General features: G+C 72.3%; 15 protein-coding genes and 1 tRNA gene. 6 read left to right on the forward strand and 10 right to left on the reverse strand.

Features of this window, described 5'->3' with window-relative positions; all coding sequences use genetic code 11:
• The first annotated feature begins 315 nt into the window (after positions 1-315).
• On the forward strand, positions 316-1578 hold the full coding sequence (gene serS / locus Bra3105_RS14360; RefSeq protein WP_200502537.1) for a serine--tRNA ligase: 1263 nt from the start codon (positions 316-318) through the stop codon (positions 1576-1578).
• Between the two features lies 1 nt (position 1579).
• Entirely contained in the window at positions 1580-2587 is a 1008-nt protein-coding gene (locus tag Bra3105_RS14365; RefSeq protein WP_228357390.1) for an HAD family hydrolase, read from the forward strand.
• 12 nt (positions 2588-2599) lie between these two features.
• Here the strand turns inward: Bra3105_RS14365 and Bra3105_RS14370 are convergent, their stop codons facing one another.
• Together Bra3105_RS14370 and Bra3105_RS14375 are read right to left on the reverse strand one after the other, a co-directional pair.
• Complete coding sequence (locus tag Bra3105_RS14370; protein ID WP_228357391.1) at positions 2600-5167, reverse strand: excinuclease ABC subunit UvrA; 2568 nt, start codon at positions 5165-5167, stop codon at positions 2600-2602.
• A gap of 25 nt (positions 5168-5192) precedes the next feature.
• Positions 5193-6185, reverse strand: coding sequence for an NAD(P)H-quinone oxidoreductase (locus Bra3105_RS14375; RefSeq protein WP_228357392.1), 993 nt, complete (start codon positions 6183-6185; stop codon positions 5193-5195).
• A gap of 157 nt (positions 6186-6342) precedes the next feature.
• Between Bra3105_RS14375 and Bra3105_RS14380 the strand changes: the two genes are divergently transcribed.
• Positions 6343-7719, forward strand: coding sequence for a glycoside hydrolase family 76 protein (locus Bra3105_RS14380; RefSeq protein ID WP_228357393.1), 1377 nt, complete (start codon positions 6343-6345; stop codon positions 7717-7719).
• A gap of 23 nt (positions 7720-7742) precedes the next feature.
• Here the strand turns inward: Bra3105_RS14380 and Bra3105_RS14385 are convergent, their stop codons facing one another.
• Positions 7743-8345, reverse strand: coding sequence for a TetR/AcrR family transcriptional regulator (locus tag Bra3105_RS14385; RefSeq protein ID WP_228357394.1), 603 nt, complete (start codon positions 8343-8345; stop codon positions 7743-7745).
• A gap of 143 nt (positions 8346-8488) precedes the next feature.
• Here Bra3105_RS14385 and Bra3105_RS14390 point away from each other — a divergent pair, with 143 nt between their 5' ends.
• Positions 8489-9931, forward strand: coding sequence for an ABC transporter permease (locus tag Bra3105_RS14390; protein WP_228357395.1), 1443 nt, complete (start codon positions 8489-8491; stop codon positions 9929-9931).
• Positions 9932-10044: 113 nt separating this feature from the next.
• A tRNA-Ser gene (locus tag Bra3105_RS14395) sits at positions 10045-10132 on the forward strand.
• A 164-nt stretch (positions 10133-10296) separates the two neighbouring features.
• On the opposite strand, the gene Bra3105_RS14400 is transcribed toward Bra3105_RS14395, so the two are convergent.
• From Bra3105_RS14400 to Bra3105_RS14425, 6 genes are all read right to left on the reverse strand, one after another.
• On the reverse strand, positions 10297-11178 hold the full coding sequence (locus Bra3105_RS14400; protein WP_228357396.1) for a hypothetical protein: 882 nt from the start codon (positions 11176-11178) through the stop codon (positions 10297-10299).
• Between the two features lie 320 nt (positions 11179-11498).
• Positions 11499-12338 (reverse strand): hypothetical protein, encoded by an 840-nt coding sequence (locus tag Bra3105_RS14405; RefSeq protein ID WP_228357397.1) that lies wholly within the window; start codon positions 12336-12338, stop codon positions 11499-11501.
• A gap of 370 nt (positions 12339-12708) precedes the next feature.
• Positions 12709-13665 carry a hypothetical protein gene (locus tag Bra3105_RS14410; protein WP_228357398.1) on the reverse strand — a complete coding sequence of 319 codons (957 nt, stop codon included), beginning with the start codon at positions 13663-13665 and terminating at the stop codon, positions 12709-12711.
• A gap of 302 nt (positions 13666-13967) precedes the next feature.
• Positions 13968-14831 carry a hypothetical protein gene (locus Bra3105_RS14415; protein WP_228357399.1) on the reverse strand — a complete coding sequence of 288 codons (864 nt, stop codon included), beginning with the start codon at positions 14829-14831 and terminating at the stop codon, positions 13968-13970.
• A 97-nt stretch (positions 14832-14928) separates the two neighbouring features.
• Entirely contained in the window at positions 14929-15729 is an 801-nt protein-coding gene (locus Bra3105_RS14420) for a hypothetical protein (RefSeq protein WP_228357400.1), read from the reverse strand.
• A gap of 215 nt (positions 15730-15944) precedes the next feature.
• Complete coding sequence (locus Bra3105_RS14425) at positions 15945-19328, reverse strand: GH92 family glycosyl hydrolase (RefSeq protein WP_228357401.1); 3384 nt, start codon at positions 19326-19328, stop codon at positions 15945-15947.
• 143 nt (positions 19329-19471) lie between these two features.
• Here Bra3105_RS14425 and Bra3105_RS14430 point away from each other — a divergent pair, with 143 nt between their 5' ends.
• Positions 19472-20731 (forward strand): MFS transporter, encoded by a 1260-nt coding sequence (locus Bra3105_RS14430; RefSeq protein ID WP_228357402.1) that lies wholly within the window; start codon positions 19472-19474, stop codon positions 20729-20731.
• Here Bra3105_RS14430 and Bra3105_RS14435 read toward each other — a convergent pair.
• On the reverse strand, positions 20641-21492 hold the full coding sequence (locus Bra3105_RS14435; RefSeq protein WP_228357403.1) for an AraC family transcriptional regulator: 852 nt from the start codon (positions 21490-21492) through the stop codon (positions 20641-20643). The two genes, Bra3105_RS14430 and Bra3105_RS14435, sit on opposite strands and share 91 nt — an antisense overlap.
• Positions 21493-21534 lie beyond the last annotated feature (42 nt).

Genomic DNA, 21534 nt, shown 5'->3' on the forward strand with positions numbered 1-21534 from the left:
ATCTCACTTCACCTGCGGCGATCCTTCTGATGCCTCGAGCCTACGGACACTCCGATCCCCTGGGAACGGCACCCCGGAGAATGTGGATGACTCGGAGAAAACGGGCGCAGTGCGGCGGGACGAGCCTCTGACCTGCCGTCCGCCAGTCCTCCACAATCGGCCGCAGGATCGAACGCGTGCACGGGATCCGCCGCGGAGCGTCGCTGCGCATCCGCGCCTCACCTCGCCCTCACCACTTCCCATCGACCTGTTCCCCGCATCCCATCCCGTCCCGGGCGCACGGCTCCGCCTCCGCGCCCCGGTACCCTGGAGCGCATGATCGATCTGCGGCTCCTGCGCGAGAACCCCGACCTGGTCCGTGACGCACAGAAGGCCCGTCGGCGCGACCCCTCCACCGTCGATGCCGTGCTCGCGGCCGATTCGCGCTGGCGCGAGGCGACCACCTCCTTCGAGAACGCGCGCGCCGAGCAGAAGGCCTTCGGCAAGCAGGTCGCCAAGGCGCAGGGCGAGGAGAAGCAGCAGCTCCTAGCGCAGGTCAAGGACCTCGCCGCCCGCGTGAAGGATCTCGAGGCGCAGGCGCACACCGCCGCGGACGAGCGCGAGGCCGCCCTGCGGGTCATCCCGAACATCTCCGAGGGTGCCCCCGAGGGCCTCGAGGAGGACTTCGTGGTCCGCGAGGTCGTGGGCGAGAACCCGACCTTCGACTTCCCCGTCAAGGACCACCTCGAGATCGCCGAGGGCCTGCGCGCGCTCGACATGGCGCGCGGCGCGAAGGTCTCCGGCGCCCGCTTCTACTTCCTGCGCGGCATCGGCGCGCAGCTCGAGCTCGCCATCCTCAACGCGGCGATCGACCAGGCCACCAAGGCCGGGTTCACCCCGATGATCACGCCCACCCTGGTGCTGCCGGAGTCGATGGACGGCACCGGCTACCTGGGCGAGCACGCCGACGAGGTCTACCACCTCGACAAGGACGACGACCTCTACCTCGTGGGCACGAGCGAGGTCGCGCTGGCGAGCTATCACCGCGACGAGATCCTCGACCTCTCCGACGGGCCCCTGCGCTACGCGGGCTGGTCGACCTGCTACCGCCGCGAGGCCGGCAGCTACGGCAAGGACACCCGCGGCATCATCCGCGTCCACCAGTTCCAGAAGGTCGAGATGTTCTCGTTCTGCCGGATCGAGGACTCCTACGCCGAGCACGAGCGCCTGCTGGACTGGGAGCGGGAGATGATGGCGAGGATCGACGTGCCCTACCGCATCATCGACACCGCCGCCGGGGACCTCGGCACGAGCGCGGCCCGCAAGTTCGACTGCGAGGCCTGGGTGCCCAGCCAGGACACCTACCGCGAGCTCACCTCGACCTCGAACACGACCCAGTTCCAGGCGCGCCGGCTGAACATCCGCGAGCGCACCGAGGACGGCCTGCGACCCGTCGCGACCCTCAACGGGACGCTCGGGACCACGCGCTTCATCGTCGCGATCCTCGAGAACCACCAGCAGGCCGACGGCTCCGTGGTGGTGCCGGAGGGGCTGCGCCCGTACCTCGGGGGCCGCGAGGTCTTCGAGGTGCAGTCCTGACATGGGGCGTGGACGCTCCCGCACCTCGGGCCTGCTGCCGAGCGCGTTGCAGCGCCTGGGCCGGGGCCTGCGACGCCTGCCCTTCACCCGTTCGTCAGACGCACCTGACAGGCTCGAGGCCATGACCGTGACGGAGACCGAGAACGACCGCATCGCCCGCGTCGAGCACGTGCGCACCCGGCTGCGCGAGGCGCTCGCGCCGCTGCGGGACGGCGAGGAGGGCAGCGTGCTGTTCGGCCTCGACGTCGACGGGACCCTCGTGGACCACGACGGCGAGATGTCGCCCGGTGTGCACGACGCCCTGGTCGCCGCGGCATCCGCGCAGCGCGTGGTGATCGCGACCGGGCGCTCGCTCGGCGCGACGCTCCCGATCGCCCGCATGGCCGGCGTCGAGCGCGGGTACGCGGTGTGCTCGAACGGCGCGGTGACGATCGAGCTCGACCCCTCGGCAGACGAGGGGTGGCGCGTCCTCGAGACCCGCGCCTTCCAGCCCGAGGAGGCCCTGCGCACCCTGCGCGAGGTCGCGCCGAACGCCCACTACGCCGTCGAGACGGTCGACGGCGCCTTCTACGCGACGCCCGGGTTCCAGGACGCGAGCTTCGGCGTCGAGGCGATCCCCACCGACCTCGACGAGCTGCTGGTCCTCGAGGCGGTGCGCGTGGTCGTCCACGTCCCCGACCTCACCCCGCAGGAGTTCGCGCAGCTCATCGACGAGTCCGGCGTCCACGGCGTGCAGTACGCGATCGGTTGGACGGCGTGGCTCGACATGGCCGCGCCGGGCGTCTCCAAGGCGACCGCGCTGGAGTCCGTGCGGGCGCGTCTGGACATCGAGACCTCGCGCACCGTGACCATCGGGGACGGCTTCAACGACGTCGAGATGCTGCGCTGGGCCGGCGTGGGCATCGCGATGGGCCAGGCGGTCGACGGGGTCAAGGACAGCGCGGACCTCGTGACCCTCGACGTCTGGAACGACGGGGCCGCCGAGGTCCTGCGCACCGTCGTCGACTGAGAACCGGCCGGTTCAGCCCGCCGTGTGCGCGGAGAGCCAGCGCCCCGTCGCGGAGTCCTGGCACTGAGCGACCTGCGCGACCTGCGCGGGAGCGCCCGAGGCGACGATCCTCCCGCCGTCCTCGCCGGCGCCCGGGCCCAGGTCGATGACGTGATCGGCCTGCGCGACCACGCGCATGTCGTGCTCGACGACGATGACGCTCGAGCCGCCGTCCACGAGCCTGTTCAGCTCCGCGACCAGCAGGTCCACGTCCGCCGGATGGAGACCAGCGGTCGGCTCGTCCAGGAGGTAGGCGGTGTGTCCGCGTGCGGTGCGCTGCAGCTGGGTCGCGAGCTTGATGCGCTGGGCCTCGCCGCCGGAGAGCTCGGTCGCGCTCTGGCCGAGCGTGAGGTAGCCCAGGCCGATCGCCTCCAGCGCGTCGAGGGCGCGCATGATGCGGGCGTCGGACGAGAAGACCCCGCGGGCCTCGCGCACCGAGAGGCCCAGGACCTCGGCGATGGTCAGCGAGTTCCAGGTGACCTCGAGGGTCTCGTCCGTGTACCGGGCGCCGTGGCAGTCGGGGCACGGGGTGAAGGTGCCGGGGAGGAACACGAGCTCGACCTCGATCTGCCCCTCGCCCTGGCAGGTGGGGCAGCGGCCCGCAGTGACGTTGAAGGAGAAGCGGCCGACGCCCCAGCCGCGCCGCCGGGCCTCCTCGGTGTCCGCGAACAGGCGGCGCACCCGGTCGAACAGGCCCGTGTACGTCGCGAGGCATGAACGGGGAGTGCGCCCGATGGGCTTCTGGGTGATCCGCACCAGGCGGTCGATCTGCTCCGCACCGCGGACCTCCCGGACCCGCGGAGGCCGTTCGGCACCGGGGGGCGGGGCGTCGGGTTCCGCACTGCCCATCACTTCCTCGTCGTCGTCCACGCTGGTGCGGACGGTCCCGCCGAGGACCCGCGCGAGGACGTCGCTGATCAGCGTGGTCTTCCCCGAACCGGAGACGCCGGTGATCGCCGTGAACGAGCCCAGCGGCACCTCGACGTCCATGTCATGGATCGTGCGCGCCTCGACACCGGCGAGGACCAGGCGGCCCGTCGGCCGTCGGGCCTGATCACCGGTGCGAAGGGGCGGCAGCGGCCGGCCGAGGTGCGCGGCCGTGCGGGAACCGGGGGCGTCCGCGAGCTGCGCGACCGGCCCCGAGTGCAGGATGCTGCCGCCCTCGACGCCCGCCCCGGGGCCCAGGTCGATCACCCAGTCGGCCTTCTCGATCAGCCACATGTCGTGCTCGACGAGCAGCACCGAGTTCCCCTCGTCGAGGAAGCGGGAGAAGAGGTCCTGCAGCATCCCCTTCTCGCTCGGGTGGAGCCCGGCCGACGGCTCGTCGAGCACATAGGCGACGCCGAACAGGCCCGCGCGCAGCTGCGAGGCGAGGCGCAGACGCTGCAGCTCCCCCGTGGACAGGGTGCGCGCGGGACGATCCAGCGTGAGGTGCCCGACCCCGAGGCCCACCATCGTGCGCAGCACCGGCAGCAGGTTCGGCAGCAGCAGGCGCTCGGCCTCCGCCTCGGGGGAGACGTCGTCACGGTCGCTCGCCGCATCCTCCGTGCCGTGCTCCATCCCGAGCTGCGTCGCGCGCTCCTCGCACATCGCGAGCACCTGCTGCGCGCTGCGCGCGAGGAGATCGAAGATCGGCAGACCCAGGTAGGTGACGCGGAGGGCGTCGGCGTTCAGTCGATGCCCCTCGCACGCGGGGCACAGGGAGGTGTCGAGGTACCGTAGGGCGCGCTCGCGGGTCTTCTCGGAACCGGCCGCGGAGACCGCGTGCCGCAGGTAGCGGGCCACAGACTGCCAGCGCCCCTCGTAGGTGCGCTGCACCTGGTCGACGCCGCGCACGGGATGCACCGTGACCACGGGCTGCTCGTCGGTGAACAGGATCCATTCGCGCGCCTCCCGCGGGATGTCGCGCCAGGGCACGTCCATGGGGGCGACGTCGAGGGTGGCGAGGATGTCGCGGAGGTTCTTGCCCATCCAGGCGCCGGGCCACGCCTGGATGGCGCCGTCGTCGATGCTGAGCGACGGGTCGGGGACCATCGAGCGCTCGGTGGGCTCGTGCAGCACGCCCGCGCCGCGGCAGACGGGGCACATGCCCTCTGTCGTGTTCGGGCTGAACGCCTCGGCGAGCAGTCGGCCGCCGTGAGCCGGGTGGCCGCGGGTGAGGACGTCGGCGGGATGAGCGCCGGCGCGGGCGTACAGCAGGCGGATCGCGTGGGAGAGCGTGGTCAGGGTGGCGACGGTGGAGCGTGCGCCGCCGCCGCTCGTGCGCTGCTCGAGGGCGACCGTGGGCGGCAGGCCGTGGAGGCTCTCGACACGGGGATCCATCGCGCTGCCGATGAGGCGGCGCGCGAACGGGGCGATCGACTCGAGGTATCGGCGCTGCGCCTCGCCGTGGATCGTGCCGAAGGCGAGGGAGGACTTCCCCGAACCGGACACACCGGTGAACGCGACGAGCTTCCCCCGCGGGAAGGACGTGCTCACATGGCGCAGGTTGTGCAGGTGCGCATCGTGCACGCGGACCAGGTCATCGTGGGCATCGGGCATGGTCGGACCGTAACAGGGCGGGCCGTCAGTCCCTGATGTCGAGGATGACCTTGCCGAGGTGGCCGCCGTCCTCCAGGATCCGGTGGGCCCGCTCGGCATCGGCCAGGGGGAGTCGGGCCTGCACCGGCAGGCGCACGGAGCCGTCCGCGAGCATCGGCCACACGAGCTCGCGGGTCAGCTGCACGATGAGGTGCTTCTCCGCGACCGGGCGCGAGCGCAGCGTGGTGCCGATGACCCGGGCCCGTCGGCCCATCAGAGCGCCGAGGTCGAGCTCGCCGCGCGGTCCGCCGATCGTGCCGATCACGACGAGGCGGCCGTGCTCGCGCAGCATCGCGACGTTGTCGCGGAGGGTCGGCCCGCCGACGACGTCGAGGATCACGTCGGCCCCGCCCGCCTCGCCCACCACGTCGCGGACATCGGTCGTGTGCCGGTTCCAGGCGAGATCCGCGCCGAGCTCCTGCGCCGTGCCCACCGCCCCGTCGGAGCCGACCGTGGTCAGCACCCGGGCGCCGAGCGCGTGGGCGAACTGGATCGCGAAGGAGCCGATGCCGCCGGTTCCGCCGTGGACCAGCAGGGTCTGCGGGCCGGGAGCGGGCTCGCCCTGCAGCCGCGGCCACGGGTTGTCCGTGCGGCCGCCGGGGCGCAGGTCCGCCTCGATCACGAGGTTCGAGACGACCGTCGCCGCGACCTCGATGAGACCGGCGGCGTCGTGCAGGTCCAGGGCCGACGGAGCGGGCAGCACCTGTGCCTCGGGGACGGCGACGACCTCGGCGTATCCGCCGCCGGCCAGCAGCGCGACGACCTCCTCCCCGGTGTCACGGCGGCGACCGGAGACCTCGAGTCCGGGGATCTCCGAGACACCGGGAGGCGGCGGATAGTGCCCGGCGGTCTGGGCGAGGTCGGCGCGGTTCACCCCCGCCGCGACGACGTCCACGAGGATCTCGCCGTCGCCGGGCACGGGCTCGGGGATGTCGCTGAGCTGGAGGCGGTGGTCCTCGGTGATCGTGATCGCGCGCATGGGATCCACGGTACGCGGGAGCCGGGGCGTCGGCCCCCGCGTATCGGTACGAATCGGAACGGTTCCCCCGAAGCCGGGACCTCGGGCCGACGGGTCGCTAGCGTGAGCGGCGATGCGGCGCCCGGCCGTGCGCCGCGCACTCGATGAGGAGTCCGCCGTGGCAGATCAGACCGTCGACCCCGCCCCGCACGATCCCCGACCCGTGGAGCCCACCGGCGCGGGCGGCCGTACCGGCCGGAATCCGAGCCGCCCTCCGGGCCGCCGCGCGCTGCTGGGCGCAGCCGTGTGCGCGGGCGCCCTGCTGCCTGCCGCGACAGCGGGTGCGGTCCCGACGGCTGGTGCGGCCCCGACCGGAGGTGCCGCCATGACGGGCGGCGCAGCTCCCGCCGCACCGCGTGGCTCGGGGGAGGGGGCCGGAGGCCGGCTCTCGACGGGTCAGCGTCGCCGGCGGGCGCGCCGCGCGGTCCGCGCGCTGCAGCTGAATTTCTCGCTCCCCGCGCCCAGTCCGATGCTCTCCGAGCTCTGCCCCCGCCGTGAGGAGGACCCCGACTTCTCCTACTGCTGGCCGCTGTCGCAGGCCCGCTCCGCGGCCTGCGAGCTCTCCTACGCGTCCGCCTCCGAACCCGCGCAGGACCGCCGGTTCCGACGCGCGCTCGAGGACGCCCAGCAGGCCTATTGGTATGCGGCGGGCGGCGAGACGGGCCTGCCCGGGTGCACCGCCGCCTGCGATCGGGAGCAGGGGCCGCACGGGGACATGTACTACGACGACAACGCCTGGGTGGGCCTGCAGGACGTCGAGGAGCACCTGATCGCCGGCGGCAGGCGCGGGAACCTGGAGCGGGCCCGGGCGATCCTCGAGCTGCTGCGCTCGGGGGAGGACACCGACCCCGACGCCCCGAGCCCCGGCGGCATCTTCTGGACCCAGGCCGGTGACGAGAGCGGTCGCAACACGGTCTCCACCGTCCCCTCGGCGAAGCTCGCCCTGCGACTGCACCAGATCACGGGGGACGCGACCATGCTCCGCGATGCTCAGCGGTGGGTGTCCTGGGCTCGTGGGACCCTGCTGGCCGACGAGGGCCTGTTCTGGGACAACATCGCGCCCGACGGCACGATCGACAGGACCTTCTGGAGCTACAACCAGGGCGTGCCGCTGGGCACCGAGGCCCTGCTCTTCGAGATCACCGGGCGGCGCGTCCACCGCGACCGGGCGGTCGACCTCGCCGACGCGGTCGTGCGCCGATACGCGCCCTTCGAGGACGGCGGCGGCCTGGACGAGCAGCCCCTGCAGTTCGCCGCGATCCTCACCGCGAACCTGGTGATGGCGCAGGCCGTGATCGGCGACCGCATCCCCGGCCGCGCGATCGCCCAGGCCTATGCCGACCGCCTGTGGTCGCGCCGCGATCCCGGCACGGACCTCTACGACGGGGAGAAGCGGGAGGGCGGGGACCGTCTGCACCTGCTGGACCAGGCCGGCTACGCACGGGCGCTGGCGGTCGCGGCCATCGGGGAGAAGCGCGCGCGTCTGCTGTGCTGAGGGCGCGGAGACTGCAGTCCTGATCAGCCCTCCTCCGCGGTCTCCTCCCCGAGGAGTGCGGCGACGCCCCGCGAGAACGCGACGGCGTCGGTCTGCTCGAGCAGTGCCGACTGCGCCAGGAACCCCTGGACGAGCGCGGCCATCACGCGCGTCGAGGCACTCGCGTCCGCCGCGGGGTCCGGGCGCTGCTCCTGGGTGAACCAGGAGGTCAGATACTCCTCCATGGTGGTCTGCAGCGTGGACAGGACGCCCACGAAGACTTCGCCCACGCGCGGGTCGCGGGCCGCCTCGGCCCACACCTGCAGCACCAGCGTGCCGTCACGGGCGAACTCGGGGATCGTCGTCAGCAGCAGGCGCAGCACCTGCGAGGGCGGGGGGATCGGGGTGGACGCGATCACGCGCTCGAGCTCGGTGCGACGGTCGGCCGCGAGACCCTCGGCGACGGCGAGCAGGATGTCGTCCTTGGAGGGGAAGTACCCGTAGATCGCCCCGGCCGAGAGCCCCGAGCGCTCGATGACCTCGGACATCGAGACCGAGCTGATGCCCTTCTCGCGGACGGCGTCCCGCATCGCCTCCACGATCCGTGCTCTCTGGGCGGCACGGCGCTCCTCGGTGATCCTCGGCATGACACCCATCATAAAGAATGCTCGTTCTGGTTGTGCGTCGGCGGGACGGACCTCATACTCAGAACGTTCATTCGAAGAACGGTCCGTCCGGCACCCGGCGTCGGCCCGGTGGCGGCCGTTCGACAGCAGATCAGGGGAGATGCATGGCTCAGGAGCACACGCACCGCAAGGACGTGTCGGCGCAGCAGCAGCGTGACGCCGCCGCGCAGCAGCGCGAGGAGGCGACCCATCGCGCACCGGCCACGACGTCGGCCCCGGCCCCTGCCGAGGCCCCGTCGACCCACGACGGGGTCGCGTCCGCGTCCGCCGACACCGCAGCATCCATCGACACCACGGCATCCACCGCCGCCACCGCATCCGCCGACACCGCCGCCTCGACGTCCGTCGACGCACCCTCCAAGCCCGCCCCCACGCCGTGGGGCAGGGCCGTGGGCCTCGGGCTCATCGCCTCGGCGCTGATCACCGTCGTGCTGCTGGCCTTCCTGTGGCCCACCTACGAGTCGAAGGCCAAGGACGTCACGGTCGACGTGGTCGCCTCGCAGTCCGACTTCGAGGACTTCACGCAGGCCGTCGGCGACGCCGCGGAGAAGAACGGGCAGGACCTGCCCTTCGAGCTCACGCGGGTGGACGACCGCTCCGACGCGGTGGCGCACATCAAGGAGCGCGACGCCTACGGCGCCTTCGTGCTGCCCGCCTCGAAGGACGACAAGCTCGAGGTCCTCACCGCCTCGGCGGCGAACACCTCGGTCTCCTCGATGCTCGGCCAGACCGGACGCAGCATCGTCGCCGCCCAGACCCAGGGCGGACTCGACCAGGCGAAGGAGAAGATGTCCGAGGCCGCGTCCCAGCAGCCCGGCGACCAGCAGGCGCAGCAGGCGGCCGACCCCTCGGCCCTGCAGGAGCAGATGCAGAAGCAGGTCGGCTCGATCATCGACGCCGCGCAGGCGGGACTCCAGGGGCCGACGATCACCGACCTGGTGCCGCTCTCCGACGACGATCCCCAGGGCGCGGGCCTGGCGGTGGCATCCCTGCCGCTGACCATCGGCGGCATCGTGGGCGGCTCCCTCATGTCCTTCGGGCTCAAGGGGAGCTGGCGGCGACTGCTGGGCGTCGTGGTCTACGCGGTGGTCGGCGGGCTCGCCATGGTGCTCATCCTCGATGCCTGGTTCGGCTTCGCCCCGGCCCCCGCCGTCGAGCTCTGGGCGGCCGTCACGCTGAGCCTCGCCGGCACGGTCGGACTCATCGTGGGGCTGAACAGCCTGATAGGCGGCGCGGGCATCGGCGTCGGCGCCCTGATCACGATGCTCATCGGCAACCCGATCTCCGGTGCGCAGTCCCCGAAGGAGTTCCTGCCCGGCCCCTTCGGGGAGATCGGCCAGTTCTTCGTGCCCGGCGCGACCGGGACCCTGGTGCGGGACCTCTCCTACTTCCCCGACGCGAGCCTCGTGCAGCCCTGGCTGGTCCTGGGCGGCTGGGTGGTCGTGGGACTCCTGCTGATCATCCTGGGCCACCACCGCACGGGAGGGCACGCCCACAAGGGCGCGCCGCGCCGGGGCGACGCGCAGCCGGAGCCGGCGACGGCCTGAAGGTGCGGCCCGGGCCGACGGCCCCCGGTCGACGTTCCCCGGTCGACGGCCCCGGCCTCGCAGCGGTCATCCGATAAGGTTTCCTGGCGGCGAGGCCCGTGGGCCCGCCGCCGGGAGGGATGACAGAGCGGCCGAATGTGGTGGTCTTGAAAACCACTGTGCAGTGACCCTGTACCGCGGGTTCGAATCCCGCTCCCTCCGCCGTGGTGATGTCTCAGGACTTCGTGCGCGGATCCCGTGCGAGATCGTTCGCGGGACATGAAGCGGCCCCGCCGCCCGTGATGGGCGGCGGGGCCGCTCCGCTTCCGAGATCGGCAGTCCCCCTCGATGCCGGTCGGAAGATCAGTGCCCGCCGGTCGATGTGCTCAGTGCAGCGCGCCGTCCGTGCGCACCTTGCCGAACAGGTACGACCAGCCGCCGTCGCCGCCGATCGCGGTGCCGTACCACAGCGTCCATTCGGGATCCGTGGCTCCGTTGGTGAGGGTCCAGCCGGAGATGCCGTCCCCGCCGTCGACGATCTTCACGTGCTTGATCGTCGTGTCGAAGTCGCCGTCGTCCTCCTCGGCGTAGCCCATGGAGACCGCGTTCCAGAGCGCCTGCTCCGCATCGTCCTGGGTGACCAGTGCGGGCGAGTCGACCTGGATCAGGTCCCAGGCGAAGTCGGTGCGCTCCGGGAGGCGGATCGTCCAGTGCTTCGTGCCGAGCACGTGCAGCAGGATCCCGGGACTCTCCGGATCTGTGCCGAGCACGTAGTGGGCCTCGGCCATGAGCTCCGAGTTGTCGTTGCCGGTGAACAGGATCTCGACGGGATCGCCGCCGACGGAGATGCCCGAGCTCGCCGACGGCGTGTATGTGGGGCCGCTCCCGTCGTCGTCGCCGTAGGCGCGGAAGTTCACGATGCCGTCGGCCTCCTCGAGCTCCTTCTTCGTGAGGTCCACGGGCGTGTGGCCGTAGAGCGTCGTGAAGCTCGCGATGTAGCCCTTGTCCTCGGAGGGGGGGGGCTCGAAGTACACCGTGTCCTCCCACGACTCCGGGAGCTCGAGGTCCCCGTTCTCGCCGGTGGGGGTCGCGCCGGCGGTGCCCGCGGCCTGTGCGGAGGTCGCGAGGCCTCCCAGGCCCACGAGGCCTCCGGTCGCCACGATCGCGGAGCGCAGGAACGTGCCTCGCGTGACGACGGATCGCGTGCCGTCGTGGGCTGCGGTGCTGGATCGCGTGGTGCTGGCATGCGTGTTGCGGATGGTGGTCATCGAGAACCACTCCTCGGTCTCGGACTCCGGTGCGGCGGACTCTCCGTCCCGGAGACCCGCCCTGTGCATGACTCAGGCTTTACCAACGCTTGACCGGACGTCAAGGGGTGAATCTGGCCTGCGGAGGGATCTTGCAGGCCACCGGTGAGAAATTTGTTTTGCAACCGGCGTGGCGAAACGAGCTTACTTCTGCGTAAGGACGCGCCACGGAGAAGAGTCGTGCCCGGCTCCTCCCTCTCGCCCCCCGACGGTGGGCAGGAACCGGGCACGACGATCATGGGCCGGACGCGTGGGCGCCTCGGCGGTCTGCGGCGGGGCCGTCAGCTCTTCGGCAGCTCGGCGACCAGGTAGGTCCAGCCGCCGTCCGCGCGCACCGCGGTGCCGAACCACCGGCGCGTCACGCGGGTGCCGTGCGCCGGGAAGCGGACGCTCCCCACGATGTGCCGACCGCCGTCGAGCACAGTCGCGCGGCTCGAATGCGCGGGGTTCGGGCCGTCCTCGCCGAAGCTGAAGCCGACGCCCTGCTCCAGCACCTCGCGGGCGTCGGCCGTCTTCAGCTTCGACAGCGACGTGACCGGGGGAGTGCCCCAGACGATCGGCGACCCCTTCGGCAGCACGAGCGAGGTCGCGCTCTTGCCGAGCACGTGCAGCAGCAGCGCCGGCGACTTCGGGTCCGCCGAGCGCACCAGGTGCGCCTCGGCCGTGAACTTCCTGCCCTTGTTCCCGACGAAGCGGATCCGCACGGGGCCGCCGTCCAGGTGGACGGCGCCGGCGACGTGCGGGGTGAAGCGCTCCTTCTGCTCGTACTCGCCGTACGGCAGGAAGTTCGAGATGCCGTCCGCCTGTGCGACCTTCTTCGCGCTCAGCGACGTGAGCGGGCCCGCCCCGTACAGCGCCGTCCAGCTCGCGATGTATCCGTCGTGCGTGGAGGGCAGGGGTGCGGTGAAGGCGGTGCCCTTCCAGCTCGTGGGCAGCTGGACGGGCGATGCGGCCTTCGCCGGTGCGGCGGCTCCCGCGCCCGACGTGGCGGCCTCGGCGTCCGTCGCGCCGAGCGGTCCGCTGCCGAGTGCGGCGGCGCCCAGCGCTCCGCCTGCGAGGGCGAGACCGGAGCGGAGGAAGGTGCCGCGGGAGATGGCGCGGGTGCGGAGTTCGGTGGGCATGACCATGCCTCTCATATCGTGGGGATGGAGTCATCGGCCGGGCCGGGTGCGACCCGCGTCGTGAACATGACCAACCCTTTACCAGGGCTTGACTCACGTCAACCCGCCTCAGGGTGAAGATTGCGTTCTTGCAGGTCAGGGGTACAAAATTTGTTCCGCGCCCGGCGTGTCGCATCGAACAGACTTGCGTCATGATGCGTCGCGATACGTCACTCTGCGTCCGGAGCGTGGGTGATCCGTGATCGCCGGATGATCGCCGTGCGACCTCGGAGCGACTCGCAGCCGGTGCTGCAGCCGGTGCTGCAGCCGGTGCTGCGGCCGGTCCCGCGACGGAGCGCGCGGGCACCCGCCTGGTCGGGCTCTCGCGCGCTCATGACGGGGGCGCTGCCCCGGGGTGTGGTCGGCTCTCGTCGGGCAGCTGCGCGCAGAGGTAGAACCAGCCGCCGTCACCGCCGACCGCCGTGCCGTACCAGTCGTGGTGCACGCGGTCCCCGCTCACCGGATGGCTCACGCCGCCGGTGATGTGCTGGCCGCCGTCCAGGACCTGCACGTGGTCCATGCGGGCCGGGTTGTCGCCGTCGGGGTGGAAGCTCATCGAGACGCCGTTGGCGAGCGCGCCGCGCGCATCCTTCTTCGAGACCAGGCCGGGGGAGTCCTTCTGGATGAGGTCGCCCACGATCGGGGTCCCCTTCGGCAGAGCGATCGACCAGCCCGAGGAGCCGAGCACGTGCAGCATCAGGGCGCGGGCTCCGGGATTCGCGGTGCGCACCAACTGGACCTCGGCCCAGACCTCGGAGCCGGCATCGCCGAGGAGGAAGAGGACCACCGGGCCTCCGTCCAGGCGCGCCGGTCCGGAGACGTGCGGCGTGAAGCCCTCGGACTGGCTGTCGGTGCCCTGGGGCATGAAGTTCACGATGCCGTCGGCCCCCGCGATGCGCTTCGCGCTGACCGTCTTCACGGGGCCATCGGTGTAGAGCGTCGTGAAGCTCGCGATGTAGCCGTCCTGCTCGGAGGGGAGGTCCTGGGTGAGGACGGTGTCCTCCCAGTCCTCCGGTAGGGCGGGTCGGGCGGCCGGCGCGAGGGGCTCGGGTCCGACGGGGGCTGCTCCCGCGTCGGCTCCGGTCGCATGGGTGCCGACGGCGCCGCTGCCGACGATCGCGGCGCCCACGGCTCCGGCGCCGAGGGCGATGCCCGAGCGCAGGAGCGAGCTGCGGGGGATGCTCCGGCTGCCCTGGGGGCCCTGGGTGCCCTGGGTGCCGGTCGCGGCGCAGGATGTGCGCGGGGTGATGGACGGGGACGTGGTGTTCCGGGTGGGCTGGGTGGACATGGTGGGACCTCTCCGGGAATGGGGAAGAGTGTCGGCGGCGCGCGTCGGATGATCCGGCGCCACGCTGTGCCATGAACGCGACCAACCCTTTACCTGCGCTTTACGTACGTCAACCCCTCGATGCAGGCTTGAGTCGGTTAGCGCAGGCCAGAGGTGCGAAATGAGTTCCGTGCTCGGCGTGTCGCATCGAGGGGACTTGCATATGACGGCGCGACGCGGGCGCCCCTTCCGATGGGAAGGGGCGCCCGGTCGCTCGTGCGCGGCGCCGTGGTGACGCGCGATGCGAGGTCTCGGCGGGGTCCTCAGCCCTTCGGGACCATGCCGAACAGGTAGCTCCAGCCGTCCTCGCCCGGGTGTGCGGCACCGGGGTCGGCCGGGAGCGCGACGCCGAGCCATGTGGTCCACGGACCGCTCGTGCCGTAGCGGGCCTCGCCCTGGATGTGCAGGCCGTCGTCGAAGACCTTCACGGAGCGCGTCCGGGTGGGGTTCTCTCCTTCCTCGGCGAAGCTGAAGCCGTACGCGCTCTCGAGCATCTCCGTCGCCGCCGCGGTCGAGACGCCCTTCGGCGACTTCGCGTCCAGGAGCCTGGTCCAGCACAGGCGGGCGCCGGCCGGGTACTCGTACGGCTCGTGGCCGCGCGGCGTCATGGTGAGCAGGACGCCGCTGGAGCGGTCGTTCGCAGCGCGCGTCAGGCGTGCGCTGCCGACGTGCTCGGACTCCTGGTCGCCTTCGAAGCGCACGGCCGTGGCCTCGTCGAGGCCGATGCCCTCGGCGACCTCCGGGGTGAACGTCTCGCCACTCTCGTTGTCCGCGGGCGCGAACATCCGGATGCTCATGAGGCCGGCGAGCTCCTTCGCGCTGAGCGAGGTCACCCGGCCCGTCTTCCCCTCGACGTTCTCGTTCTCCGGGTAGAGGTCCTCGAAGCTCGCGATGCAGCCGTCCGCGCGATCGTGCAGGGCGACGCCGAACACGCTGCCCTCGAAGAACGGGGGCGCGGGGGAGGAGTCCCCGGCCGCTGATGCGCTCGCGAGTCCTCCGGATCGGCTGCCGGTGCCGGTCGCCAGGCCGGCCGTGCCGATCGCGCCGCCGGCCGCGAGGGCCGCACCGCGCAGGAAGGCGCCGCGGCTGAGAGTGTGGTGGGTGGTGGTGCTCCGGGTGATGGACATGGTCCTCAGCTCCTTGAACTGCTCAGAATGCGTGTCGCCGGATGATGTGGGAGGTGCGGAAGGCTGACAGGCTGCCGTCGAGGAGCCCGCCCGTGGATCACTTGCCGGGCAGCCTGCTGAACAGGTAGCTCCAGCCGGATGCCGTCGGCAGCGCGATGCCGTAGTAGGGCTGGAAGCCCAGGCCGACGTCCGGGATCCAGCGCGCGTAGCCGGTGATGTGCACGCCGTCGTCGAAGACCTTGACGTCCTTCGTGTCGACCTGCGGTTCCCCGTTCGTCTGGTAGCACCAGGCGAGGGCGTTCCCGAGCTGCTCACGGGCCTCCTTGGTCGAGACCGAGGCGGGATCGTCGATCCGCGTCGTGCTCCATGCCAGGTGCGCCTTCTGCGGGAGGTAGAGGGGCGTGACGTGGGGGACGTCGATCTTCGTGATCACCCCGTGGGCCTTCGGGTTCGCCGTGCGCACGAGGTACGCCTCGGCCATGACCCGCGTGCCCTTGTCCCCGGTGAGGTGCACGAGGATCGACCCCCCGTCGAGCCTGAGCGAGCCCGTGGACTTCGCCGTGAACATCTCGCCCTCCTTCGCACCGCGGGGGAGGGTGTCGGCGAACTGGGCCTCGACCTCCTTCGCGCTCAGGGTGGTGGGCGTGCCCTCCTGGTAGAGGACGCTCAGGCCGTCGATGTAGACCTTCTCGCCGTTCCCGAAGCCGGTGCCGAACACGGTCTGGTCCCAGCTCGCGGGAACCGTGAAATCGCCGTCGGCCTTCGCGGGCGACGTCCCGGCGGGAGCGGCGCCCGCTGCCGTGGCCGCGCCGATCCCGGCGATGCCGCCGGCTGCCGCGAGTGCCCCGCGAAGGAAGGATCCGCGGCTGATGTCGTGCTGCGTGGTGTCGATGGACAAGGAACTCAACTCCTCGTTCTGGTCTGGTGTCGACGGGGGCGATCCGCCCGTGCCGCCGCTTCCATGACCAACCCTTTGCCAAAGCGTGACCGAGGGTCAAGGTCGAGCGAGTGAACATTCCGGAAACCGGCCGGTCAACGTAAGAAACTTTCTTTTGCGCTCGGCGTGTCGCGCGGAAGGGGTTGACGGCGGGGCCGACGTCGCGGCGCTGGACCTCAGCGCAGCGGCGCAGGGGCCAGCAGCTCGATCTGCGCGAGAGCGATGGGGGAGCGCACGCCCGTGAGCACCAGCCGGAAGCGCACGGGGCCCGCGAGGGGCGAACCAACGGCGCCTCGCACGTCGGGCAGGGCGAAGGGGCGGGTCTGGCGGCGCCACCGGAACGTCTCGCCCGAGCGCTCGTCGACGACCCGCCAGGCCGCGGACACTCGAGCGTCCCCGTCTCCCGGAGCATCCTCCGGCGCCGACTCGGCTCCGGGGTCCACGTCGTCCTCGCGCACCTCGAGGCGCCACGAGGACGGATCCTGCCCCTCGTGGGCACCGGAGGTGAGTGTGAGGAAGCGCGGGACGGGGACGTCGAGGGCCCCGTGGTCGGGGAGGGCTCCGTCGGCGGCCGCGTCGGATCCCGACGGGGCCGCGATGCGATCCGGCGACGGAGCCGTCAGCGGAAGGTCGATGACGACCTCGCCGTCGACGGGCTCGAGCAGGGTCTCCGTGCGGGAGTCGTCGTCCAGGAGCGGATCCTCCGGGTCCCGCGCGAGCAGGTCGACGAGAGGGCGCGGGGCCTCGCCGGGCGGCGTCGGGGAGTCGGGCGGTGCGTCGGCCGGTCCCGGCTCGGCACCCAGCTGCACACGGATCTCGCCGCGCAGGTCGCCGTGGCGCAGGAAGGAGGTCGAGCGCAGCGTGCCCTCGCGCCGCACCGCCTGGATGTACGGGTGGTCCATCGCCTGGTCCTCGACGCGGATCGTGAACTCCTCGCCGCCCAGCGGCCGCACGTGCGCGACGTCGAAGAGCGGCGCGACCAGGTGGTACACGTCGGTGCCGAGCTGCAGCGGGTAGAGGCCGAGCGCCGTCAGCAGCCACCAGGCGCTCATCTCGCCGTTGTCCTCGTCGCCCGGGTAGCCCTGCCCGATCTGCTCACCGGTGAACAGGCGCCGGTGCACCTCCCGCACCACCTCCTGCGCGCGATGGGGCGCGCCGGCGTGGTGGAACAGGAACGGGATGTGATGGCTGGGCTGGTTGGACATGCCGAACTGGCCCATGCGCACCGCGCGCGCCTCGTGCATCTCGTGGATGACGCCGCCGTAGGTGCCGGGGCGTCGGCCCGTCTCGGGCGTCGCGAAGAACTCCTCGAGCTTCGCGCGCAGCTGCTCGCGGCCCCCGTACAGCGCGGCGAGGCCCTCGCCGTCGTGCGGCACGTGGAAGGCGAAGTTCCAGCCGTCGGTCTCCGTGAAGTCGCCGCCCCAGTCGCGCGGGTCGAATTTCTCGGGGCTCTGCGCGAAGGCGCCGTCGGCCCGTCGGCCCTGGAAGAAGCCGATCGCCGGGTCGAACAGCAGCGCGAATCCGGCGCTGCGCGCCTCGAGGTACTCCGCCTCCTCGCGCAGGGCGCGGCGCCGCTGCTCGGACAGCTCGTGCGTCCCGGGATTCTCGGGTGCCTCGGCGAGGAGTCTCGCCTGGTGGGCGAGGCCCTGGTCGTTGATGTGCGCCTCGAGGGTCCAGGACACCGACTCGGGCGTGTCTGTGTCGACGTACCCGGTGAACATCGCGCGATCCGCCCCCTTGCGACCCACCAGCGGGTCCGGGGAGGCGACGGTCGCATTGCGCAGGCCCGCCTCGTAGGTCGCGAGAGGATCGCGCAGGGGAATGCCCTTGACCTGCACGTCGGCGAAGGCGACGTCCGAGCTCGTGCCGGTCATGCAGTCCGCATAGCCGGGGGAGGACCAGCGCGGGATCCAGCCGCCCTCCCGGTAGTGCTGGACGAAGCCGTCGACGAGCCGTGGCGCGAGCTGCGGGTACAGCAATGCGAAGGCCGGCCAGCAGGTGCGGTAGGTGTCCCAGAAGCCATGATTGACGAACAGCTCACCGGCGATGATCTGGGCGTTCGTGCGCATATCGGTGACTTCGCCGCGCGTGGGCGCCACCGGTGAGGCGTGCATCGGCCGGGGATCGCGGGCCGAGCCCGTGTTCTCGTGCTGGGAGTTCGGGTAGAGGTTCAGGCGGTAGAGATTGCCGTACAGGGTGCGGCGCTGCGGGGCCGTCGCGCCCTCGACGCCGATCACCCCGAGGCGCTCGGTCCATGCGGCGTGGGCCGCGCGCTGGATCGTGCGCAGGTCGCGGCCGGCGAGCTCGAGGTCGAGGGTGTGGCGGGCCTGCTCGACGCCGATGAAGCTGGTCGCCAGGCGCATCGTCACCGTGCGGACGTCATCGGCGAAGGTCGCGACGCGCGCGCTCGCGAGGTCCCCGCCGGCGGGGCCGACGTGCTCGGGCAGCGGGTCGAGGGTGCCGGCGACGAACATCCGCGAGCGTCCCGCGGAGCGCTCCTCGCCGTCGGTGCCGTTGTCGACCCAGCCCGCGAAGGTCCCGTCGAACACCGCCCCCGCGAGATCGAGGCGCGTGTTCTCGTCGGCCCCCTCGAGGAGCAGCGCGCGGCGGCGAGCTGCCTCGGGGAAGGTCACCTCGAGCACGGCGCCGTGGTCGCTCGGGGCGAGCTGCAGCTGCGTGCCGTCCTCGAGGGTGACCGCGTAGAGGTCGGGCCGGGCGGTCTCCTCGTCGTGGGTGAAGGCGCGGGAGCGCCCGACGGGAGTCGCATCGGGCTCCGTCAGCGGCATCATGATCAGCTGGTTGCGGTCGCCCATCCACGGGCTCGGCTGGTGGGAGACGGCGAGTCCCTGCAGCCGGGGACGGTTCTGCGCGTCGTTAGCGCGCTGGTACTGGTAGGGCCATCGCAGGGAGCGCGCGTCGGTCATCGGTGTGAAGAAGGCGAAGCCGTTCGGCCAGGCGGTGATCGGCAGGTTGTTCCCGCGGGAGAAGTCGCCCGAGGCGTTGGTGCCGCGGCGGGTGTCCACCCAGGCCACGGGATCGTCGACGGGCGGGTCGGCGGGGATCGGCTCGATGCGCGGCGTGTCGAACCAGGCGGTGAGATCAGGCGCGACCCCGGCCCCGGCGGGCGGGTCGGCGACCACCAGCACGCCCACGATCGTGCGGCCGACGGCGGGGGAGAGATCGACCTGCACGTCGTTCCACTGGTCGGCGTACAGGATCTTCGCCGCGCCCTGAGCGGCGGCGTCGATCGCGGTGCCGTACTGGTCGGGCGCGCCGAGCTCGGAGAGGCGGGTGCCGTCGGAGAGCTCCAGGTCCACCGCCACATGCGTCGCGCCCCAGGTGAGGGCGTCGTCGAGCTCCGGATACACGAAGACGTGCAGGCGCTCGCCCGGTGCGATCACATGGAGCACGGGATCGAGATCGCGGTCGGTGAACGGGAAGGCGGCCTCGCTGCGCTCGCCGGCGGGGAACTGCGCACGCACCGCCTCGGGGGCGAGGAGACCTGCGGCATCGCGACTGGTGGGGCCGCCGACGGGCCCGCCTCCGGGGGTGAGGATCATCCCGCCATGCTACGCAGGTCACACTCTCCTGCCTGCGTCTTCCCACGCCCTGGTCGGCGCGCCGAAGAGCACTCCGGTCATGCGGTCAGTCCTTGCGGTCGCGCGGTCAGTCCGTGGGCCGCCCGCTCGGGGAGCCTCGGGACATGACCTGTTCCACCCGAGAAGACCGTGGCGTCCAGGACGCCCCCGACGCCCCCGACGCCCCCGACGCCCCCGACGCCCCCGACGCCCCCGACGCCCCCGACGCCCCCGACGCCGAGACCCGGGTCTCGGGGCGGCGCGCCCTGATCACGGCGCTCGCGCTCTCGACGGGCACCGCCGCGCTCGTCGGCTCCGAGTTCGTCCCCGCGGGCGTGCTCCCGCAGATGGCGTCGGACCTCCGCGTCACCGAGGGGCGCGCGGGACTCGCCGTGGCAGCGACGGCCCTCGCGGGCGCGTTCACCGCCCCGACGATCGCCGCGCTCCTTCCCCGCGCCGAGCGCCGCGCCGTGCTGCTCGGACTGCTCGCCCTCGCGACGATCTCGAACCTCGTGGTGGTCGTCGCACCGGGACTGCCTCTCGTGCTGCTGGCCCGGGTGCTGCTCGGGGTCGCGATCGCCGGGTACTGGTCCTTCACGTTCTCCATCGGCGTGCGGGTGACCGGCCGGCCCGCCCTGGTCTCGACCGCTCTCGCCCTCGGCACGAGCGCGGCGACCATCGTGGGCGTGCCGCTCGCCTCGGTGCTCGGCGACCTGGTGGGGTGGCGCGCCGTGTTCGCGATCATCGCCGCCGTCAGCGTGCTCTCCGCCCTCGTGCTCCGCGCCGTGCTGCCACCGGTGCCGGCGCTGCCCGGGGCGGGGATCGAGATGATGAAGCAGGTGCTGCGCAGCAGGCTCCTGATGGTCGGGATCGTGGGCGTGGGCCTCGCGGCGCTCGCGAACTTCACGGCCTACCCCTACATCCGCCTCGCGATCGCCGAGGTCGCGCCCGCGTCGGTCGCGATGGTCCTGCTCGCCTGGGGCATCGGCGGACTGGTCGGGAACCTCGCGGGCGGCTACCTCGCCCGCTGGCTGCGCTGGGCCACGGCGGCGGCCCCGGCCATCCTCGCGGCGTCCCTGGTCACGGTGGCCTCCGCCGAGCATGCGGCGCTGCTCGTGCTCGGCACGGTCGCCTGGGGCGTCGGCTTCAACATGATCCCCGTGACAACCCAGCTGTGGGTGACGGCGGTCGAGCCGCACCGTGCGGAGGCCGCCGTCTCACTGCAGGTCACGGCCTTCCAGACGGCCATCACGGTGGGTGCGGTGCTCGGCGGGGCCCTCGTCGACGGCGCGGGCTATCCGGCGGCGCTGCGGCTCGGCGCCGTCGCGGCCGTGCTCGCCGCCCTCGTGTTCATCGTGCTCCCGGTGAGGCCCCGGATCGACTGACGCCAGCGGCCCGGCGTGCAGCCCGTGTGCGCGCGGAAGGCCCGCACGAAGGCCTCGACGGACCCGTATCCCGCGGTGCCCGCGACGCGTGCGAGCGGGGCGTCGGTCCGCCCCAGCTCGTCCATGGCCTGCTCGAGGCGCAGTCGCCGCAGGTACTGCATCGGGCTGAGGCCCGTGGCGCGCCGGAAGCGCTCCACGAGGACGGTCGTGCCCACGTGCACGTGCCCGGCGATCTCGGAGAGCGTCCAACCGTGGAGCGGGTCGCTCTCCATCGCCCCTGCCGCGCGATGGACGATCGGATCCGCCGCGGTCGACGGGGTCGCGCCGCCGGCCTCGGAGAGCATCGCCGAACCGAGGATCTCGCCGTAGGCGGTGGTCATCCGGGGCCGGTCGACGGCGGTCTCCGGTCGCATCGGGCACAGGTCGAGGAGGGCCACGGCACCGTTCTGGCGGGCGGCGAAATCGCGCGCGATCAGCGGCGCGGCCGGCGGGTTCTTCCCGAGGCGCCGGAGGTCGGCGACGGCGAGGGAGGTGACGGACAGGGCGCGGACGGGGTGCACGCGCGCGCGGTGGATGTAGGCGGCGTCCCCGGGCTCCAGGCGATGGGGGCCGGTGCGCCCGGCGACCTCGACGGCGCCCTCGCGCACGAGCAGCCACAGGGAGGTGCGATAGGGAGGCAAAACCTCCCCGGGGGCGAGCCGCACCGTGCGCGATACGGCGAGGACCCAGGCTTCCGCCGTCGAACCATCGGAGTCGTCCATGGCAGGACGAACGAGGGGGAGGCGATGAGAATTCCCCGGGGC

Origin of the sequence: Brachybacterium halotolerans subsp. kimchii (assembly GCF_020792675.1) — a bacterium.
Taxonomy (GTDB): Bacteria; Actinomycetota; Actinomycetes; order Actinomycetales; family Dermabacteraceae; genus Brachybacterium; species Brachybacterium halotolerans.

Coding starts and splice junctions, on each gene's coding strand:
- Bra3105_RS14430 (WP_228357402.1), top strand. CDS start 19,472: ATGACCTGTTCCACCCGAGAAGACCGTGGCGTCCAGGACGCCCCCGAC.
- Bra3105_RS14375 (WP_228357392.1), bottom strand. CDS start 6,185: ATGCGCGCGATCACGATCACCGAGGACCACCGCCTCCAGCTCAGCGAC.
- Bra3105_RS14425 (WP_228357401.1), bottom strand. CDS start 19,328: ATGATCCTCACCCCCGGAGGCGGGCCCGTCGGCGGCCCCACCAGTCGC.
- Bra3105_RS14370 (WP_228357391.1), bottom strand. CDS start 5,167: ATGCCCGATGCCCACGATGACCTGGTCCGCGTGCACGATGCGCACCTG.
- Bra3105_RS14385 (WP_228357394.1), bottom strand. CDS start 8,345: ATGCCGAGGATCACCGAGGAGCGCCGTGCCGCCCAGAGAGCACGGATC.
- Bra3105_RS14405 (WP_228357397.1), bottom strand. CDS start 12,338: ATGCCCACCGAACTCCGCACCCGCGCCATCTCCCGCGGCACCTTCCTC.
- Bra3105_RS14435 (WP_228357403.1), bottom strand. CDS start 21,492: ATGGACGACTCCGATGGTTCGACGGCGGAAGCCTGGGTCCTCGCCGTA.
- Bra3105_RS14410 (WP_228357398.1), bottom strand. CDS start 13,665: ATGTCCACCCAGCCCACCCGGAACACCACGTCCCCGTCCATCACCCCG.
- Bra3105_RS14400 (WP_228357396.1), bottom strand. CDS start 11,178: ATGACCACCATCCGCAACACGCATGCCAGCACCACGCGATCCAGCACC.
- Bra3105_RS14365 (WP_228357390.1), top strand. CDS start 1,580: ATGGGGCGTGGACGCTCCCGCACCTCGGGCCTGCTGCCGAGCGCGTTG.
- serS (WP_200502537.1), top strand. CDS start 316: ATGATCGATCTGCGGCTCCTGCGCGAGAACCCCGACCTGGTCCGTGAC.
- Bra3105_RS14415 (WP_228357399.1), bottom strand. CDS start 14,831: ATGTCCATCACCCGGAGCACCACCACCCACCACACTCTCAGCCGCGGC.
- Bra3105_RS14390 (WP_228357395.1), top strand. CDS start 8,489: ATGGCTCAGGAGCACACGCACCGCAAGGACGTGTCGGCGCAGCAGCAG.